This window comes from Halorussus aquaticus, assembly GCF_024218795.1.
In the GTDB taxonomy this organism is placed as follows: domain Archaea; phylum Halobacteriota; class Halobacteria; order Halobacteriales; family Haladaptataceae; genus Halorussus; species Halorussus aquaticus.
Map to the genome: position 1 here is coordinate 74,023 of NZ_CP100401.1, position 14,480 is coordinate 88,502.

Genomic DNA, 14,480 nt, shown 5'->3' on the forward strand with positions numbered 1-14,480 from the left:
AAATGCAACCGATGGAAATCGCCTACGTCGTTCTCAGCGTGACCCTCGTAATCGCGGGCCTGACGCTGGTCGCGATGGCGGCACGCGCGTACATCGAAACGGAGAACCGAGCGATGCTGTTGCTCTCTATCGGCTTCTCGCTCGTCGTGGCCGCGGCGGTGGCCACCACCTTCAGCGCGTTCCTGACAGACTTCACTCGAAGTCGCCTCCTGCTGACGGTCAACTACGCCGTCACGACGGTCGGGTACATCTTCATCGTGTCGAGCGTTCGGACGCAGTAACTCGGTTCGGCTTCTCCCTGTGTGGTGGCTGTTGGCGTGTTCGCGCTCTCATTCTATCGTGATGTTGGGTTGAAGGTGGAGGCTGTGGGTGGAGTGGGAGGATGGAAACTATAGGTAGAGTACGAAGGCGGAGGCTGTAGGTGGTACGTGGATGGTGGCTCTCGAAAAGAAGCTAGCTACTGCTTGAACCGATGAGTACAGCGACTGCACTGCACCCCTCCCGCATAGCACCGCGACAGCCTCGGACTCCTCACCGGCCCGGCCGTTCTGCCGCCTCGGAAACCTACTTGCCGCGCGACGCCGACGGTTCCCCCATGACAGACGCCCCGGACTTCAAGCGACGACTCCGCGACGGCGACCCCGTAGTCGGCCACTGGCTCTCCATCGGCCACCCCGCTGTCGCGGAGGTCTGTGCCCGCGACGCCGATTTCGCGGTCGTGGACACCGAACACGCACCGACCGACATCGAAACCGTGGCCGACACCGTCCGGGCCGTGGAGGCCGCGGGCGACGGGACCACGGCCGCTCTCGCTCGCGCCGCGTGGAACGACCCCGTGCGAATCAAGCGGTTGTTGGACACCGGCGTTTCCGGCGTCCTCGTTCCGATGGTCGAGACCGCGGCGGAGGCCCGCGAAGCGGTCGAAGCCACCCGCTACCCGCCGGAGGGCGTCCGGGGAATCGCCGGGTCGCGCGCCAACGACTACGGTCGGGACCTCGCCGAGCAGGTCGCGTCCGGCGGCGACCACATCGTGACCGTCGTGCAGGTCGAGACCGAGCGCGCGGCCGAGAACGCCGCCGACATCGCCGCGGTCGAGGGCGTGGACGCCCTGCTCGTCGGTCCCACCGACCTCTCGGGGTCGCTGGGCGTGTTCGGCGAGTACGACTCCGAGGCGTTCCGCGAGACCGTCGAGTCCGTCCTCGACCGCGCCCACGAGTCGGAGACGCCGGTCGGAACCCTTGCCACCTCCGAGGACGAGATTCGGCGTTGGAGCGACTACGGCTACGACTACCAGATAGTCGGCACCGACGCGGGCTACCTCGCCAGCGGGGCCGAGCGCGCTCACAGCGCCTACGACGACGCGATGCGATGACTGGCGACCCGACCGACGCGCCGTCCGAGTCGCCCGACCTGACCTGCTACCGGTGTGGCCGGACCGCGTCGTTCCCCGACCGCAAGCGCTGCGAGTGCGGCGAACCGCTCTGGTTCGACACCGACGGGGCGGCCGTAGGATTCGAGTGGCCCGACTCCGAGCGGTCGGGCCAGCGCGGCGAAGTCGGTCCGGGGGTCTGGCGCTACGCCGACCTCCTGCCGGTCGGACATCCCGGAGGCGTCGCCGCGGCCGCTGGTGCGACCCCGCTCGTCCGAGTCCCGGACCTCGACGAAGGCTGCCGACTCCACCTGAAAGACGAGAGCGAGAATCCGACGGGCAGTTTCAAGGACCGCGGGAGCGCCGTCGGCGCGGCGTGGGCCAGCGCGGCGGGACGCGAGTGGGTCGGCACCGTCTCGCACGGCAACATGGCTATCAGCGTGGCCGCCAACGCCGCCGGAACCGGCCCCGACGGCCCGGACGCTCTCGTGCTGGTCCCCGACGACATCTCGGGCGAGCGACTCGCGGCCATCGCCCAGTACGACCCCGCGGTTCTCCGGATGGCGGGCGATTACGGCCGACTCTACTACGACGCCCTCGACGCCGACGCGCCGGTCGAGTTCGTCAACTCCGACACGCCCCTCCGCGTGGCCGGGCAGAAGACCGCGGCGCTGGAACTCTGCGAGGCGTTCGCGTCGGAGGCGTCTGCGTCCAGACAGACGGGCGCGAGTACCCCCGCGCCGGACGCTATCGTCCTCCCGGTGAGCAGTGGCGGTCACGCCAGCGCGACGTGGAAGGCACTCCGCGAACTGCGGGCCGCGGGCCTGCTCGCCGAGGCCGACCTGCCCCGACTCTACCTCGTACAGGCCGCGGCCTGCGACCCCATCGCGGCGGCCTACCGCCGGGGCGCGGACGAGGTGACCGCCACCAGCGACGCCGAGGACACCGTCGCCTACTCCATCGCCAACGCCGACCCGCCGAGCGGGACGCGGGCGCTCGCGGCCGCCCTCGAGACCGGCGGGGCGGTCCTCTCGGTTCCGGACGGCGAGATTCTGGACGCGAAGGCCGACCTCGCGGCCGACGCGGGGTTCTGCGTCGAACCGGCCTCCGCGACGACGCTGGCCGGGGTTCGGCGACTCTCCGAGCGCGGGGAACTCGCGCCGGACGACGACGTGGTCGCGGTGCTGACGGGGACCGGGTTCCGCGAACTCGACGCCGACGGCGCGAAGCCAGACACCGTCGCACTCGACGACCTGTCGGAGCGCCTGCGGGCGCTCACCGGTTGACGAATAGCCGTCGAGGAATCACTCCTCGGCGAAGACGAAGGACTCGATTTCGCGGCGCTCGCCGTCCGGGTCGTCGTTCTCGTACTTGTAGCGGACGCCGTCCTCCTCGTCCTCGGTGACTCGATGCGACCCGTCGCAGAAGGGGTACTCCTCCGACAGACCGCAGAGGCAGACGGCGACGTCGCCTTTCTCGTCGTCCAAGTCGCTCTCGTCCAGTTTGAGCGGGCCGGTCGCATCGTGGGAAATCTCGCGGGCCATGTCCGACGGTAGCGCCCGGGCTTCCTTATCCTTGGTCCGTCAGTCTCGTTCGTAAACCCCCTCGCGCTCCAGTCGCCCGCGCTCGGCCAACACCTCCGGCGTCCGGCAGACTCCGTTCGCCCCGGTGACCTGCGGGACGGTGCAGTTGTTGCAGTTGTCGCAGACGGCTTCGGCGTCGTCGGCCGAATCGAGGAGGCGAGCGGGAAGCCGCGGTTCGGCGTAGAACGGGCGACCCATCCCGACCGCGTCGCAGACCGGCCCGGAGTCGTCGCTTCCGAGCAAGTCGTCAATCTGCTCGCAGCTCCGAATCCCGCCCTCCAGCAGGACCGGGACGGACGTCCGCTCGCGGACGCGCCGGGCGAGGTCGGCGTTCCACCCCGGTTCGAAGCCGTACGCGACCGCCTCGACGCGATTCACGGCCGCGACCAGCGCGGCCTTCCACCTGTTTCCGAACGCCGCGACGTACCCCTCCCGGAACTGCTCGTCGCGCCACGCTCGCTCCGGAAATCGTCCGCGGACGATGCTCATGTCCCAGAACGTCGAACACCGGACCGGAACCAGCGCGTCGTAGCCGATGCGGTCGAGGCGCGCACAGATTTCGACGGCGTCGTCCTCGGTGAGGTGTCGCCGGACGAACGGCGGGACAGCGGTTTCGGCGGGCACCTTCGTCACCAGCGGAACGTCGCCCGCTCGCTCCCGAATCTCGTCGTGGACCACCTCGAAGAAGCGCATGCCGTCGGCGAACTCGTCGTCCCGGCGGTTGTAGAACGGCGAGAGGAACTGCTGGAGGATGCCCATGTTCGCCCCGGCGAGGTGGACGCCGTCGTAGCCCGCGTCGGCGGCGTTGGCGGCGCACCGACCGAAGTCCGCGGCGAGTTCGTACACCTCCTCGGTCGAGAGGACGCGCGCGTCGAACGTCAGGAAGCCGAGTCGGTCGGCGAGACGGAGCGGCCACGGCGGCTCCGACACCGCGAGTTGGGTCAGTCCGGGGTTGGCCCGGCGGTACTCGGCGTGCCACGTCTCCATCGTCCGGAGACCGCCGTGGTCCAACTGGGCGAAGATGCGCCCGCCGTGGTCGTGAATCGCGTCGGTGAGCGACGACAGAGTCCGTGTGAACTCCGGGTCCGCGAGCGGCGTCATCGACGGCGCGACCCGGCCGCCCGTCTCGCGGACGGGGGCCGCCCCCTGAAAGACGAGTCCGGCCCCGGCCGCCGCGGCGGGTTCGAGTTCGCCAGCGAGCGTCTCGGGGGCGTCCGGTCCGTCACCAGCGCATTCGAGGAGGGGCGCGCGATACAGTCTGTTCGGGAGTTCGAGACCCCCGATTTCGAGGGGCGCTTCGAGTTCGGGCACGCTCTCGTCTCTCTTCGACGGGTTTCGGGTAAAGTGTTGGGTCGCCGTACTGTGAGTGTCGATTCCGTGAAGACACGTGAATCTCTTCCTTTGAGGATGATTTTCCCGTCTCTAAGAACTCTACTTCTGTGTAGAGCGAAACACTTATTACCTCCCGCAACGAAATATTACATAGAGAGTACAGACGGAATAAAATCGCTGCTTTTTTCTATCAGTTGCGCGTAGATACGTCTCCGGCGCTCGAATATCTGACGATCGGACGCTCTCGACGACGAACTGTACGCTAACCGACCCGACCAGCGACGCGTGGCGCGACTGCGCGCCGGACCGTCGCGCGACGCGACGCCGACACCGAACGCACCCCATGACAGAGACATCTACGGAAACCACCGACGACGTATCGCCCGCCGACTCGCTCACCGACCCGGAACGCTTGCGCGACCGGGCCGACGTTCCGTTCACCAGCGAAGAGGCCGTGCACGACGACCGGGACCACTGTAACACAGACGCCGCCGGACGGGCCGTGGTCGGCCTGACCAACGACGCGGGCGACGTCCTGCTCGCAGTCCACAAAGAGGAGTCCGTCGCCATGCTCCCGCACTGCGGCGTCGAACCGGGCGAGGACTGGGCCGCGGTCGCCCGCGGGACTGTCGAGATAACGACCGACCTCCCCTTCGAACTCGACGGCGTAGAGGTCGTCAGGGAGATAGACCACTTCGTCGAGGGCGAGGACGAACCGCACGCCACGACCTACGGCGTCGTCTTCCGCGCTTCGGTCGCGGGCGACCCCGACACCGCCGACCCCAGTCACGACGAGAACGAGCACTGGGACGCCGACTGGTTCGACGCGGTTCCCGAGAACACGCCCGAGGGGTCGGGTCTCGTGGAAGACGACATTCGACTGTTCGTGGACTGACCGTCGGCACTCGGCGTGACCGTCGGTACTGCTCGACCCAGAACGGGCGCTCTCGCGTCTCGCGTCGCCAGTCTGCTGGACCGTGAGCGCGCTCACACCGAGACCGTCTTCGAAACCCATCCCGTTTTCGTATCCGCAAACGTTTGCGTTTTCGAAATCGAAAACGGTCTACAGGGTTACGCTACGAGTCCCGTCGGGCGACGAGGCGCCGCATTCGAAACCCTCGCGAACTCACGCTGGCCCGGAACAGGTGTGACTGTGGAGTTTCACCCGTCTAGTCGGGTCCGGCCCGTCGAGTCGAACCGGCTGTTCGACGTAGTAGAGTTCGAGTCGTCGCACGCCGTCCTCGTGGGTCGCGTTCCACCGCTGGCAGAGGTAGTCGGCGAACTGTGGACGGAGCGGGGCGTACGCGCTCGCCCGGAGGTCCATCATGTACTTGAACCACCTGACGTTGCGGTAGCTCCGCGCCACGTCCGGCGGCGGGTCCCACCTGACCGCTCGCCGGTGGAACACGTCCACTCGCTCGCCCGACGCCAGTTCGCCGGGCACCACGTACCACCCGTCGGTCGTCCGGGGTTCGGGCGCGAACATGTCCCAGCGGTACTCCTCGGGGTCCACCGTCGAACTCACGTCCTCGGGCAGCGCGACGTAGCCCAGCGCGGCCGCGTTCCAGACGAGGACCAGCGCGAGCAGACACCCCACGACCGGCGGTCGGATACGGCGCGCCCACCGCGCGACGCCCGCGGGGACCGCGCCGACGGTCCTGACCGCACCGACTGCCCCGAACCGCGCCTCCGGGAGCAGTCGCTCGACGCGCCGCGACCAGTCGGCGGCGTCGAACCGCTCCCCGGGGCGGGACTCGCGGACCTTCGCCGTCGCGGCGTCCCAGAACGCGCCGGGCAGGAAGGGAAGGAGGCCCGCGACGGAGATGAGGGGGAAGACGGTGATTCGCATCGTCAGCGCCATCCCGAGGTGCATCCCGGCGAACAGCGCGGCGAACGCGGCCCTCGTCCACCCCGTCAACAACAGGAGGCCGACGGAGGTGACCAGCAGGCCGAGCCACACCCTGTCGAAGGCCCGGAGAACCGTCGGATAGTTGGCGAGCACCTCGCCGAGTCCCGTCGTTAACTGGTCGAGCCGAAACACGTACAGAATCGCCTCGCCGCTCACCCACAGGTCGCCCCGGAGCTTGTACACCGCGTTCGTGGCGTAGACCAGCACGACCTGCACCAGCAGCGCAGCGGACGCCAGATTGGCGACTCGGTCGGTCCCGTCGCTCGCCGGGTCGCATTCCCGCTCTCGCTCGGCCCGCAACGCGTCCACCGACCACCGGCGGCCCAGCGGCAGGAACGCGCCCCAGAACAGCAGGCGTCGGAGCAGCGAGTCGCCGCCGTTGAGCAGGACCGGGTTCCGGGCGTGGAGCGACACCAGCAGGACGAACGAGACTGCCGTCGCGAGGGTGGTTCGGTAGCCCACCAGTAGCGCCGCGGCGGCCGCACCGGCGAGGACGAACAGCAGGCCCTGCACCCACGCCGACCCGGAGAGGGCGTGGAGCGAGAGCGCGGCGATACCGCCGACGTGTTCGCGGAGGACCGACCGCGGCAGGACTCCGGCGTCGGTGTAGAACGCGACGAGGTCCCGTGACCGGAGCAACAGGTCGGTGAGCAGGAGAACGCCGAGCGAGACTCGGAGGGCGGCCAGCGCGCGCGGGTCCACGCCGAACCGGCGGGCGAGCGCGCTCCCGGCGCGGTCCCGGAGCGTCCTGCGGAGGGCGCGAACGTCCATGATGTAGCGGCTTATCAGGTCCGTCCTGTAAACGTATCGAAGCGAGCGCGACCGCATCAGCTCCGACTGGTGACCGGGCTTAAGTTCCGAGACGGCGTATCGAGCGCCATGACCGTCTACGAGACGGACGTGCCCGGCGTCGGTCGGAAGTTCGAGTACGAGATGGACGGCGACGACCGTCTCGTAGTCCTCATCCACCACGACGGCAAGCGCGAGGTGTTCCGGCGGCGCTCGGCCGAGGCCGACAGCGAGAAACTCTTCGAACTCACCGACAAGCAGGCGCGGGAGTTCGGCACCTTGCTGGAGGGCGCGTACTTCCAACCGCTCGATTTAGAGCGCGTGCAGGTCCCGGTCGGCGACGAGATAATCGAGTGGCACGACGTGGGACCGGACTCGCCGCTCGTCGGCCAGTCGCTGAGCGACTGCGGAATCCGTCGACGCACCGGCACGTCAATCCTCGCGGTCCAGCGCGACGGAGAGACGTTCGCCAACCCGGAAGCGAACTTCGAGTTAGACGCGGGTGACGTGGTGGTCGCACTCGGTACTCGCGCCGAACACGGGACGCTGGCGGACCTCGTGGCGAACTGATGGCAGAGGCCCTCGTTGAACTGGGCATCGCGTTCACCGCCCTCGCGGTCGCGGGTGCCCTCGCGGCGCGGGTCGACCAGTCGGTCATCCCGGCGTACATCCTCACGGGCATCGTCGTCGGACCGAACGAACCCCGGTCACTCGGTCCGCTGGACCTGACGCTCGTCTCGCACTCGCAGGTGCTCGACGTCGGCGCGGACCTCGGCGTCGTCTTCCTCCTGTTCTTCCTCGGACTGGAGTTCAGTCCCGACCGCTTGCTGGCGCGACCGACCAGACTGCTCGGCGTGGGCGCGGCGGACTTCGCGGTCAACTTCGGCGTCGGCGCGGCGCTGGCCGCGCTGTTCGGGTTCCCGCTGCTCACAGCCCTCTTCTTCGCCAGCATCGTCTACATCTCTTCCAGCGCGGTGGTGACGAAGTCGCTGGTCGAGCGCGGGTGGATAGCCGACCCCGAGAGCGACGTGATTCTTGGCACGCTCGTCTTCGAGGACCTCCTCATCGCCGTCGTCCTCGCCATCCTGTCGGCAGTCGCGCTCGGGGGCGGCGGAGTCGCCGCGGTCCTCTCGTCGGTCGCGACCGCCGCCGCGTTCCTGCTCGCACTCGCGGTCGCCGCGGTCTACGGCACGCCCTACGTCGACCGACTGCTCTCGGTCGAGGCCGACGAACTCTTCCTGCTCTTCGCGGTGGGCATCACTACGCTGGTGGCGGGCGAAGCGCTCGCTATCGGCGTCAGCGAGGCCGTCGCCGCCTTCTTCGTCGGTATCGCGTTCGGTCGGACGGACCACGCCGAGCGCCTCGAAGCGGTGGTCGGCCCGACTCGCGACCTGTTCGCCGCGGTGTTCTTCTTCACCATCGGCCTGACGACCGACGTGACGACGTTTCTCGACGTGGGTCTACTCCTCGCGGTCGCGGTGGTGGCGACCGGGGTCTCGAAACTCGCCAGCGGTCTCCTCGGCGGTCGGTTCTACGGCCTGAACCGACGCCGGTCGCTCCGAGTCGGCGTCGGACTGGTCCCCCGCGGCGAGTTCTCGCTGGTCATCGCCTCGCTGGCGGTCGCGGGCGGAGCGACCGTCCCGAGAACCGACGAACTCACGTCGTTCACGGTGGCCTACGTCCTCGTCATGAGCATCCTCGGGACGGTGGCGATGCAGTACGCCGACTCGCTGACGGCGTTCCGCGGCGGGGAGTGAATGCGGACGGAGGACGCGCGGCCGAAGCACCTCGCGGACCGGACGACGAACTCACTTCCACTTGATGGAGCAACCCCGCGAGGGCACGAACTCCAACTCCACTTCCTCGCCCGCCAGCACCGCGTCGATGGCGTCCCGAACGTAGATTTCGGTGGGTTCGTCGTCGGGGTTCGGCGCGTCGTCGAGTCGGCCGTGGTACGCCAGCGTGAACTCCCCGCTCCCCTCGTTGTCTCGCGGCTCCCCCGCTCGACTATTCGAGGCGCGTTGCGCCTCGCTATTTCGCAGGAGGAAGGGGTCGGGCGTGCAGACCGCGCCGTAGGCCTCGGCGACCGACTGGGTGTCGTCGCGGAGGTAAGCGTCGTACCGAATCGTCCCGTCCTCGACGCGTTCGACCATCGCCTCGTAGGAGTCGTCCGGGTACTCCTCCTCGTCGTTCGGATTGACGCCGACGACAGCGGCGTCGTCGTACTCGGCGGCCACGTCGTTCAGCAGGTCGAACTTGGCCTGCGCGTACGGACAGTGGTTACAGGTGAACACCAGCAGGACGGCGTCGTAGTCGGCGAAGTCTGCGAGCGAGTAGGTCTCGCCGTCGGTGCCCTTCAGTTCGAAATCGGGGACCGGTTCGCCGCGTTGCAACTTCTCCTCGGACTCTTTCATCACCATGCGCATCCGTTGGTCGGGGTCGGAAAAAATAGGTTCGGTCGCCGAACCTCGGCACTCGCCGGTCGGTCCTCTCCTACAGCGACAGGTACGGAATCGTCGCCTGTTCGGTCGCCGGGTACGAGAGCGCCTCGGACTGGCTCACGCCGTCGGGCGTCACGAGGTCCACGACGTTCGGGTTCGCGTCATCGTCGCGCCCGCCGCCGACCGCCCTCAGTACGTCTCGCCGCGACTCCTTCGAAATCGCGTCGTGTTCTCGCACGCAAATAGCAACGATGTATTACTACTTCCTTCTTATCACCGAATGGGTGAAAACTGAACCGCGACTGCAGGAAAGAAACGCCGAACCCGGTCGGACGCGCCGCGACCGGTTACTGGGGCGACGCGGCGAGTTCCTCGGGCGGCCCGCCCGGCAGTTCGTCGCGGTCGTGGGGTTCCTCGAAGTCGATGTCGGGACCCTTCGGGACGATGCGCTTGGGGTTCAGGTCGGCGTGGCTCCGGTAGTAGTGCTCCTTGATGTGGGACAGATTCACCGTCTCGGCGACGCCCTCGGTCTGGTAGAGGTCCCGGAGGTACGGCCAGAGGTTGTCGTAGTCGGATATCTGGCGGACGTTGCACTTGAAGTGGGTGTGGTAGACCGCGTCGAACCGGACGAGCGTGGTGAACATCGCCACGTCGGCCTCCGTGAGCGCGTCGCCGCAGAGGTACCGCCGGTCTTCGAGCAGGTCGTCGTAGCGGTCGAGCGCGTCGAACAGTTCGGTGACGGCTCTGTCGTATGCCCGCTGGGTACCCGCGAACCCGGCCCGGTAGACGCCGTTGTTGATGGGTTCGTAGATGTCCTCGATGGTCTCGTCCACCTCGTCGTGGTAGCCCTCTGGATAGAGGGTCACGTCACGCTCGCCGATGTCGTGGAACGCGGTGTCGAGCATCCGCATTATCTCCGCGGACTCGTTGTTGACGATGGTCTCGCGCTCCGTGTCCCAGAGGACGGGCACCGTGGGGCGGCCGGTGAATTCGGGGTCGGCCGCGACGTAGGTCTCCCGGAGGTAGTCGAAGCCGTTGACGCGGTCCTCAGTACAGCCCTCCTTCTCGGGGCTGAACTCCCAGCCGTCGTTCTCGCGGTAGGGGTCCACGACCGAGACCGAGATAGCGTCTTCCAGTCCCTTCAGACTCCGGACCAGCAGGGTCCGGTGGGCCCACGGGCAGGCGTAGGAGACGTAGAGGTGGTACCGCCCCGCCTCTGCCGGGAACTCGGCGTCCGGGTCCTCCTCGACCCGGTCGCGGAAGGCGGTCTCTTGTCTGTCGAACTCGCCCTCCTCGTCGGTGGATTCGTAGGCGTCGGTACGCCACTCGCCGTCCACGAGCATGTTCATAGCTCCATCTACGGCTTCGAGGTCAAAAGGACCGTTGCTCGCGGCAGTCGGCTCCGCGGCGTCGCCAGCAGTCGTGCCATCGAACCGTTTCCGGACCCTTCGAAGCTCCGGCCCGTCCGGCTCCGCACGACGGCACTGACCGCCACCGGTTGGTTTCTCGTCGAAACCCGTCGGCTTCAAAGAATAGGCCCAACCTTTCTTGGCGGTGTAGCACTCAGGATTGCGTATGGTCGAAGTAGGGCAACTCGCACTCACTGCGGTCATGGGGGTGCTTCTGGTCGTCGTCGCCGCGTACATCCTACGCATCGAAGACTGGCGGTCGTACACGCCGCTCACTGGAGGAGGTGGTGGCGCGTACCGCGAGGGCGCAGAAGTGACCCATCGGGAGAAGCCGGAGGGATTAGCCCGGTGGCTGACCACGGTGGACCACAAAGACATCGGCATTCTCTACGGTATCTACGGTCTCATCGCGTTCGCGTGGGGCGGTATCAACATCATCCTCATGCGGACCGAACTGATGACGCCCGAGTCAGTCGTCATCGGGGCGAACTTCTACAACTCGCTACTCACCTCTCACGGTATCACGATGCTGTTCCTGTTCGGAACGCCCATCATCGCGGCGTTCGGGAACTACTTCATCCCGCTGCTCATCGGCGCGGACGACATGGCGTTCCCCCGCATCAACGCCATCGCCTTCTGGTTGCTCCCGCCGGGGGCGCTGCTCATCTGGTTCGGCTTCTTCGCCGCGCCGCTGGACATCGGCATCCAACCGTCTCAGACCTCGTGGACGATGTACGCGCCGCTCTCGGTCGAGCAGACCAACCCCGGCGTGGACCTGATGCTGCTCGGACTCCACCTGACCGGCGTCTCGGCGACGATGGGTGCCATCAACTTCATCGCAACTATCGTCACCGAACGCGGCGAGGACGTGGGGTGGCCGGAACTCGACATCTTCTCGTGGACGATGCTCACTCAGTCGGGTCTCATCCTGTTCTCGTTCCCGCTGTTGGGCAGCGTGCTCGTCATGCTGCTTCTCGACCGCAACTTCGGGACCTCGTTCTTCCTGAATCCCGGCGGCGGGTCGATACTCTACCAGCATCTGTTCTGGTTCTTCGGCCACCCCGAGGTGTACATCCTCGTGCTGCCGCCGATGGGACTGGTGAGTCTCATCCTGCCGCGGTTCTCGGGCCGGAAGCTGTTCGGGTTCAAGTTCGTCGTCTACTCGACGCTGGCAATCGGGGTCCTGAGTTTCGGCGTCTGGGCCCACCACATGTTCGCCACCGGCATCGACCCCCGGATTCGGGCGAGTTTCATGGCGGTGTCGATGGCTATCGCTATCCCGAGCGCGGTCAAGACGTTCAACTGGATCACCACCATGTGGAACGGCCGGTTGCGACTCACTGCGCCGATGCTGTTCTCCATCGGGTTCGTCCAGAACTTCATCATCGGCGGCGTCACGGGCGTCTTCCTCGCGTCCATTCCGGTGGACCTCGTGCTCCACGACACCTACTACGTGGTCGGCCACTTCCACTTCATCGTGATGGGTGCCATCGCCGTCGCCGGATTCTCGGGCATCTACTACTGGTTCCCGCTGGTCTCGGGCCGGATGTACCAGCGCACCCTCGCCAAGGCGCACTTCTGGCTCACCATGCTCGGCACGAATCTGGTGTTCTTCTCCCTGCTCATTCTGGGGTACGGCGGGATGCCTCGTCGCTACGCCACCTACCTCCCGAAGTTTCAGGATTTCCACGTCATCGCCGGAATCGGGACGTTCGTCCTCGCCTTCGCGCAACTCATCTTCGTCTACAACCTCGTCACCTCGTGGATGGAGGGCGCTCGCGTCGAGAGCGGCGACCCGTGGGACCTCCAAGACGACGGTCTGAAGACCCGGGAGTGGACGTGGTTCGAGCGCAAGCGCGAGACCGCACTCACCGACGGCGGAGAAGGCACGGCCGCGGACGGCGGCGAAGAGACCGACGACTGACTGCCCACCGCTCGAAGCCTCTCACTCTCCGGTGGTCAGCGGTCCGACCTCGTCCACCGGAATCACGGAGTAATCGACCGTGAGCGTGTCTTGGGTCGCCCGAATCTTCCCGACGAACGTCGAGATGTCCTCCAGACCGCCTTCGAGGATGAACAGTTCCATGCAGTAGTGGTCGCCGACGTGGTTGTGGACGTTGGAGGCGACCAACCCCTCGTACTCGTGACGGAGGTGCATCATCCGCTCCTCGACGGTCGTGTCCTCGTAACTGAACAGCACCGTGACGACGCCCATCAGGTCGCGGTCTTCCAGTTTCTTGTCCTCGAACTCCCCGAGCAGGTTCCGGGCGGCCTCCCGGAACACCTCGCTCCGGCCGGTGTACCCGTGTTCGCCCGCGAACTCGTCCACGCGGTCCAGCAGTTCGTCCGGCATCGAGATACTGACGACGGTCATGGTATTAATCGAGGCGGTGGAAAATAATAGCCTTTGTTATCATCAGCCGAGTTCGCCCCGGCGAGTTGCTAACTGACGGCTCACTGACCCGCGACCCCGCGGTGACGTTTCAGATACCCCGAAAATCATTGCTCCTGTTTCGCCGTGGTGAACGGAATCGTCGCCGCGGTGCGCTCGGTTACCGTCGCCGTGCGGACGATGAACGACAGCAGCAGCGCCAGCGGGAGGAACGCGAGCGTCACCGTAATCGGCAACAGGAGGTGGGCGTACGGGGTTATCCCCGTCCCCTGTCGGGCCGTGAGACCGAGGAGGACGACCACCGAGACCAACTCCGCGGGGAGTCCGGCGTAGAGCAGGACCCGGGATAGCGACGAAAGTTCCTCCTGCAGGTACAGCGACTTGAAGTACTGGCGCGCCACGTCCACCTTCTGGAGGTGGTCGACGAGCGTGTCGAGGGCGTCGGTCACCGACTCCGGCAGGTCGTCGCCGTGGTCGGCGCGAATCCGTCGAATCCGATGTATCTCCTCGGCGTAGTTGGTCGTGAGCGTCACCGACAACACGTCGAACGTGTCGGCGCTCGAATCGTCGAGGAGGTCGAGGACGCGCTCGGCGTGGTCGGTCATCGACTTCACCACTTCGTCCACCTCCGAGCGCGTCTCCTCGCCGACCGTCCCGAACGTCATCGCGTCGATTCGGCGGGCCTCTCGGCGCGTGTTCTCGAAGAGCAGTCGGAGGAAGCCCAGCGGCTTCACCGGCGCGATTTCGCCCGCGTGTTCCTCCACCTCGCTCCGGTAGTCGACGACGTTCCGAATCTCGGATTCGAGTTCACCCGGCGAGTGGAACTCTCGACCCAGCAGTAACTGATTGATGGAGACCACGACCGTAATCAGCGTGAGGTTCCCGCTGATGAGCGCGCTGAACACGTAGTATACCGGTTGACTGCGGTCCAGCGGAACCAGTCCGAGTCGCTCCGTCCCGGCCAGCACGGCGAAGATACCTGCCACCACGATACCCGCGACCACCAGTCGATTCCCGTCGAGGAGCGCCCACTCGCGGACGCGGTTCTTCTTCGCCACCAGCCCCGAACTACCGCTCGACGTCGCGTCGGACGATTGACCGTCGTCCGACGATTCCCGACCGCTGGACGACCGTCCACCGAGAAGTCCGCTACCGCGACCTTCGGTGCCGTCGCTGTCGGTCATCCCGAGCGTAGTACGGCGCTGGGACGGAAAACGGCGTCGGGCAGCGAAAAGAGAGCGGAGTCGTGGTGCAGT

Annotated in this window: 15 protein-coding genes; 7 read left to right on the plus strand and 8 right to left on the minus strand. The window is 66.7% G+C overall.

What is annotated here, in order from left to right; translation table 11 throughout:
- Positions 1-2: 2 nt before the first annotated feature.
- The 3 genes from NGM06_RS18805 to NGM06_RS18815 all read left to right on the plus strand — a co-directional run bounded on the left by NGM06_RS18805 (position 3) and on the right by NGM06_RS18815 (position 2,655).
- Positions 3-281, plus strand: a complete 279-nt coding sequence (locus tag NGM06_RS18805) for a DUF7521 family protein (protein WP_254270305.1) — start codon at positions 3-5, stop codon at positions 279-281.
- Between the two features lie 314 nt (positions 282-595).
- Entirely contained in the window at positions 596-1,372 is a 777-nt protein-coding gene (locus tag NGM06_RS18810) for an HpcH/HpaI aldolase family protein (protein WP_254270306.1), read from the plus strand.
- A complete protein-coding gene (locus NGM06_RS18815; protein WP_254270307.1) occupies positions 1,369-2,655 on the plus strand; it encodes a threonine synthase in 1,287 nt (428 codons plus the stop codon). Before NGM06_RS18810 ends, NGM06_RS18815 begins: the two co-directional genes overlap by 4 nt.
- Before the next feature lie 18 nt (positions 2,656-2,673).
- Here the strand turns inward: NGM06_RS18815 and NGM06_RS18820 are convergent, their stop codons facing one another.
- Together NGM06_RS18820 and NGM06_RS18825 are read right to left on the minus strand one after the other, a co-directional pair.
- A complete protein-coding gene (locus tag NGM06_RS18820; protein WP_254270308.1) occupies positions 2,674-2,913 on the minus strand; it encodes a CDGSH iron-sulfur domain-containing protein in 240 nt (79 codons plus the stop codon).
- A 39-nt stretch (positions 2,914-2,952) separates the two neighbouring features.
- Complete coding sequence (locus tag NGM06_RS18825) at positions 2,953-4,263, minus strand: oxidoreductase (RefSeq protein WP_254270309.1); 1,311 nt, start codon at positions 4,261-4,263, stop codon at positions 2,953-2,955.
- A gap of 364 nt (positions 4,264-4,627) precedes the next feature.
- Here NGM06_RS18825 and NGM06_RS18830 point away from each other — a divergent pair, with 364 nt between their 5' ends.
- Positions 4,628-5,179 carry an NUDIX hydrolase gene (locus tag NGM06_RS18830; RefSeq protein WP_254270310.1) on the plus strand — a complete coding sequence of 184 codons (552 nt, stop codon included), beginning with the start codon at positions 4,628-4,630 and terminating at the stop codon, positions 5,177-5,179.
- A 231-nt stretch (positions 5,180-5,410) separates the two neighbouring features.
- Here NGM06_RS18830 and NGM06_RS18835 read toward each other — a convergent pair whose 3' ends face one another.
- The gene (locus NGM06_RS18835) at positions 5,411-6,964 is read right to left on the minus strand and encodes an HTTM domain-containing protein (RefSeq protein WP_254270311.1); all 1,554 of its coding nucleotides are present in this window, start codon (positions 6,962-6,964) and stop codon (positions 5,411-5,413) included.
- Positions 6,965-7,072: 108 nt separating this feature from the next.
- Here NGM06_RS18835 and NGM06_RS18840 point away from each other — a divergent pair, with 108 nt between their 5' ends.
- Positions 7,073-7,552 (plus strand): cation:proton antiporter regulatory subunit, encoded by a 480-nt coding sequence (locus NGM06_RS18840; protein WP_254270312.1) that lies wholly within the window; start codon positions 7,073-7,075, stop codon positions 7,550-7,552.
- On the plus strand, positions 7,552-8,739 hold the full coding sequence (locus NGM06_RS18845) for a cation:proton antiporter (RefSeq protein WP_254270313.1): 1,188 nt from the start codon (positions 7,552-7,554) through the stop codon (positions 8,737-8,739). The genes NGM06_RS18840 and NGM06_RS18845 overlap by 1 nt, the downstream gene beginning before the upstream one ends.
- A gap of 51 nt (positions 8,740-8,790) precedes the next feature.
- Here the strand turns inward: NGM06_RS18845 and NGM06_RS18850 are convergent, their stop codons facing one another.
- The 3 genes from NGM06_RS18850 to NGM06_RS18860 all read right to left on the minus strand — a co-directional run bounded on the left by NGM06_RS18850 (position 8,791) and on the right by NGM06_RS18860 (position 10,772).
- Positions 8,791-9,402: a thioredoxin family protein gene (locus tag NGM06_RS18850; protein WP_254270314.1), complete on the minus strand. Its 612-nt coding sequence runs from the start codon at positions 9,400-9,402 to the stop codon at positions 8,791-8,793.
- A 73-nt stretch (positions 9,403-9,475) separates the two neighbouring features.
- On the minus strand, positions 9,476-9,661 hold the full coding sequence (locus NGM06_RS18855; protein WP_254270315.1) for a glucodextranase DOMON-like domain-containing protein: 186 nt from the start codon (positions 9,659-9,661) through the stop codon (positions 9,476-9,478).
- A 109-nt stretch (positions 9,662-9,770) separates the two neighbouring features.
- Positions 9,771-10,772, minus strand: coding sequence for a glutathione S-transferase family protein (locus tag NGM06_RS18860; RefSeq protein ID WP_254270316.1), 1,002 nt, complete (start codon positions 10,770-10,772; stop codon positions 9,771-9,773).
- A 262-nt stretch (positions 10,773-11,034) separates the two neighbouring features.
- On the opposite strand from NGM06_RS18860, the gene NGM06_RS18865 reads away from it, so the two are divergent.
- Complete coding sequence (locus tag NGM06_RS18865; RefSeq protein WP_254270443.1) at positions 11,035-12,756, plus strand: cbb3-type cytochrome c oxidase subunit I; 1,722 nt, start codon at positions 11,035-11,037, stop codon at positions 12,754-12,756.
- 21 nt (positions 12,757-12,777) lie between these two features.
- On the opposite strand, the gene NGM06_RS18870 is transcribed toward NGM06_RS18865, so the two are convergent.
- Complete coding sequence (locus NGM06_RS18870) at positions 12,778-13,206, minus strand: CopG family ribbon-helix-helix protein (RefSeq protein WP_254270317.1); 429 nt, start codon at positions 13,204-13,206, stop codon at positions 12,778-12,780.
- 125 nt (positions 13,207-13,331) lie between these two features.
- A complete protein-coding gene (locus tag NGM06_RS18875; RefSeq protein ID WP_254270318.1) occupies positions 13,332-14,408 on the minus strand; it encodes a DUF7972 family membrane protein in 1,077 nt (358 codons plus the stop codon).
- Between the last annotated feature and the right edge of the window lie 72 nt (positions 14,409-14,480).

Bases quoted from the DNA above. Each gene is read 5' to 3' on its own strand.
- NGM06_RS18805 (WP_254270305.1), top strand. From the start codon at position 3: ATGCAACCGATGGAAATCGCCTACGTCGTTCTCAGCGTGACCCTCGTA.
- NGM06_RS18810 (WP_254270306.1), top strand. From the start codon at position 596: ATGACAGACGCCCCGGACTTCAAGCGACGACTCCGCGACGGCGACCCC.
- NGM06_RS18815 (WP_254270307.1), top strand. From the start codon at position 1,369: ATGACTGGCGACCCGACCGACGCGCCGTCCGAGTCGCCCGACCTGACC.
- NGM06_RS18820 (WP_254270308.1), bottom strand. From the start codon at position 2,913: ATGGCCCGCGAGATTTCCCACGATGCGACCGGCCCGCTCAAACTGGAC.
- NGM06_RS18830 (WP_254270310.1), top strand. From the start codon at position 4,628: ATGACAGAGACATCTACGGAAACCACCGACGACGTATCGCCCGCCGAC.
- NGM06_RS18835 (WP_254270311.1), bottom strand. From the start codon at position 6,964: ATGGACGTTCGCGCCCTCCGCAGGACGCTCCGGGACCGCGCCGGGAGC.
- NGM06_RS18840 (WP_254270312.1), top strand. From the start codon at position 7,073: ATGACCGTCTACGAGACGGACGTGCCCGGCGTCGGTCGGAAGTTCGAG.
- NGM06_RS18845 (WP_254270313.1), top strand. From the start codon at position 7,552: ATGGCAGAGGCCCTCGTTGAACTGGGCATCGCGTTCACCGCCCTCGCG.
- NGM06_RS18850 (WP_254270314.1), bottom strand. From the start codon at position 9,402: ATGGTGATGAAAGAGTCCGAGGAGAAGTTGCAACGCGGCGAACCGGTC.
- NGM06_RS18860 (WP_254270316.1), bottom strand. From the start codon at position 10,772: ATGAACATGCTCGTGGACGGCGAGTGGCGTACCGACGCCTACGAATCC.
- NGM06_RS18865 (WP_254270443.1), top strand. From the start codon at position 11,035: ATGGGGGTGCTTCTGGTCGTCGTCGCCGCGTACATCCTACGCATCGAA.
- NGM06_RS18870 (WP_254270317.1), bottom strand. From the start codon at position 13,206: ATGACCGTCGTCAGTATCTCGATGCCGGACGAACTGCTGGACCGCGTG.
- NGM06_RS18875 (WP_254270318.1), bottom strand. From the start codon at position 14,408: ATGACCGACAGCGACGGCACCGAAGGTCGCGGTAGCGGACTTCTCGGT.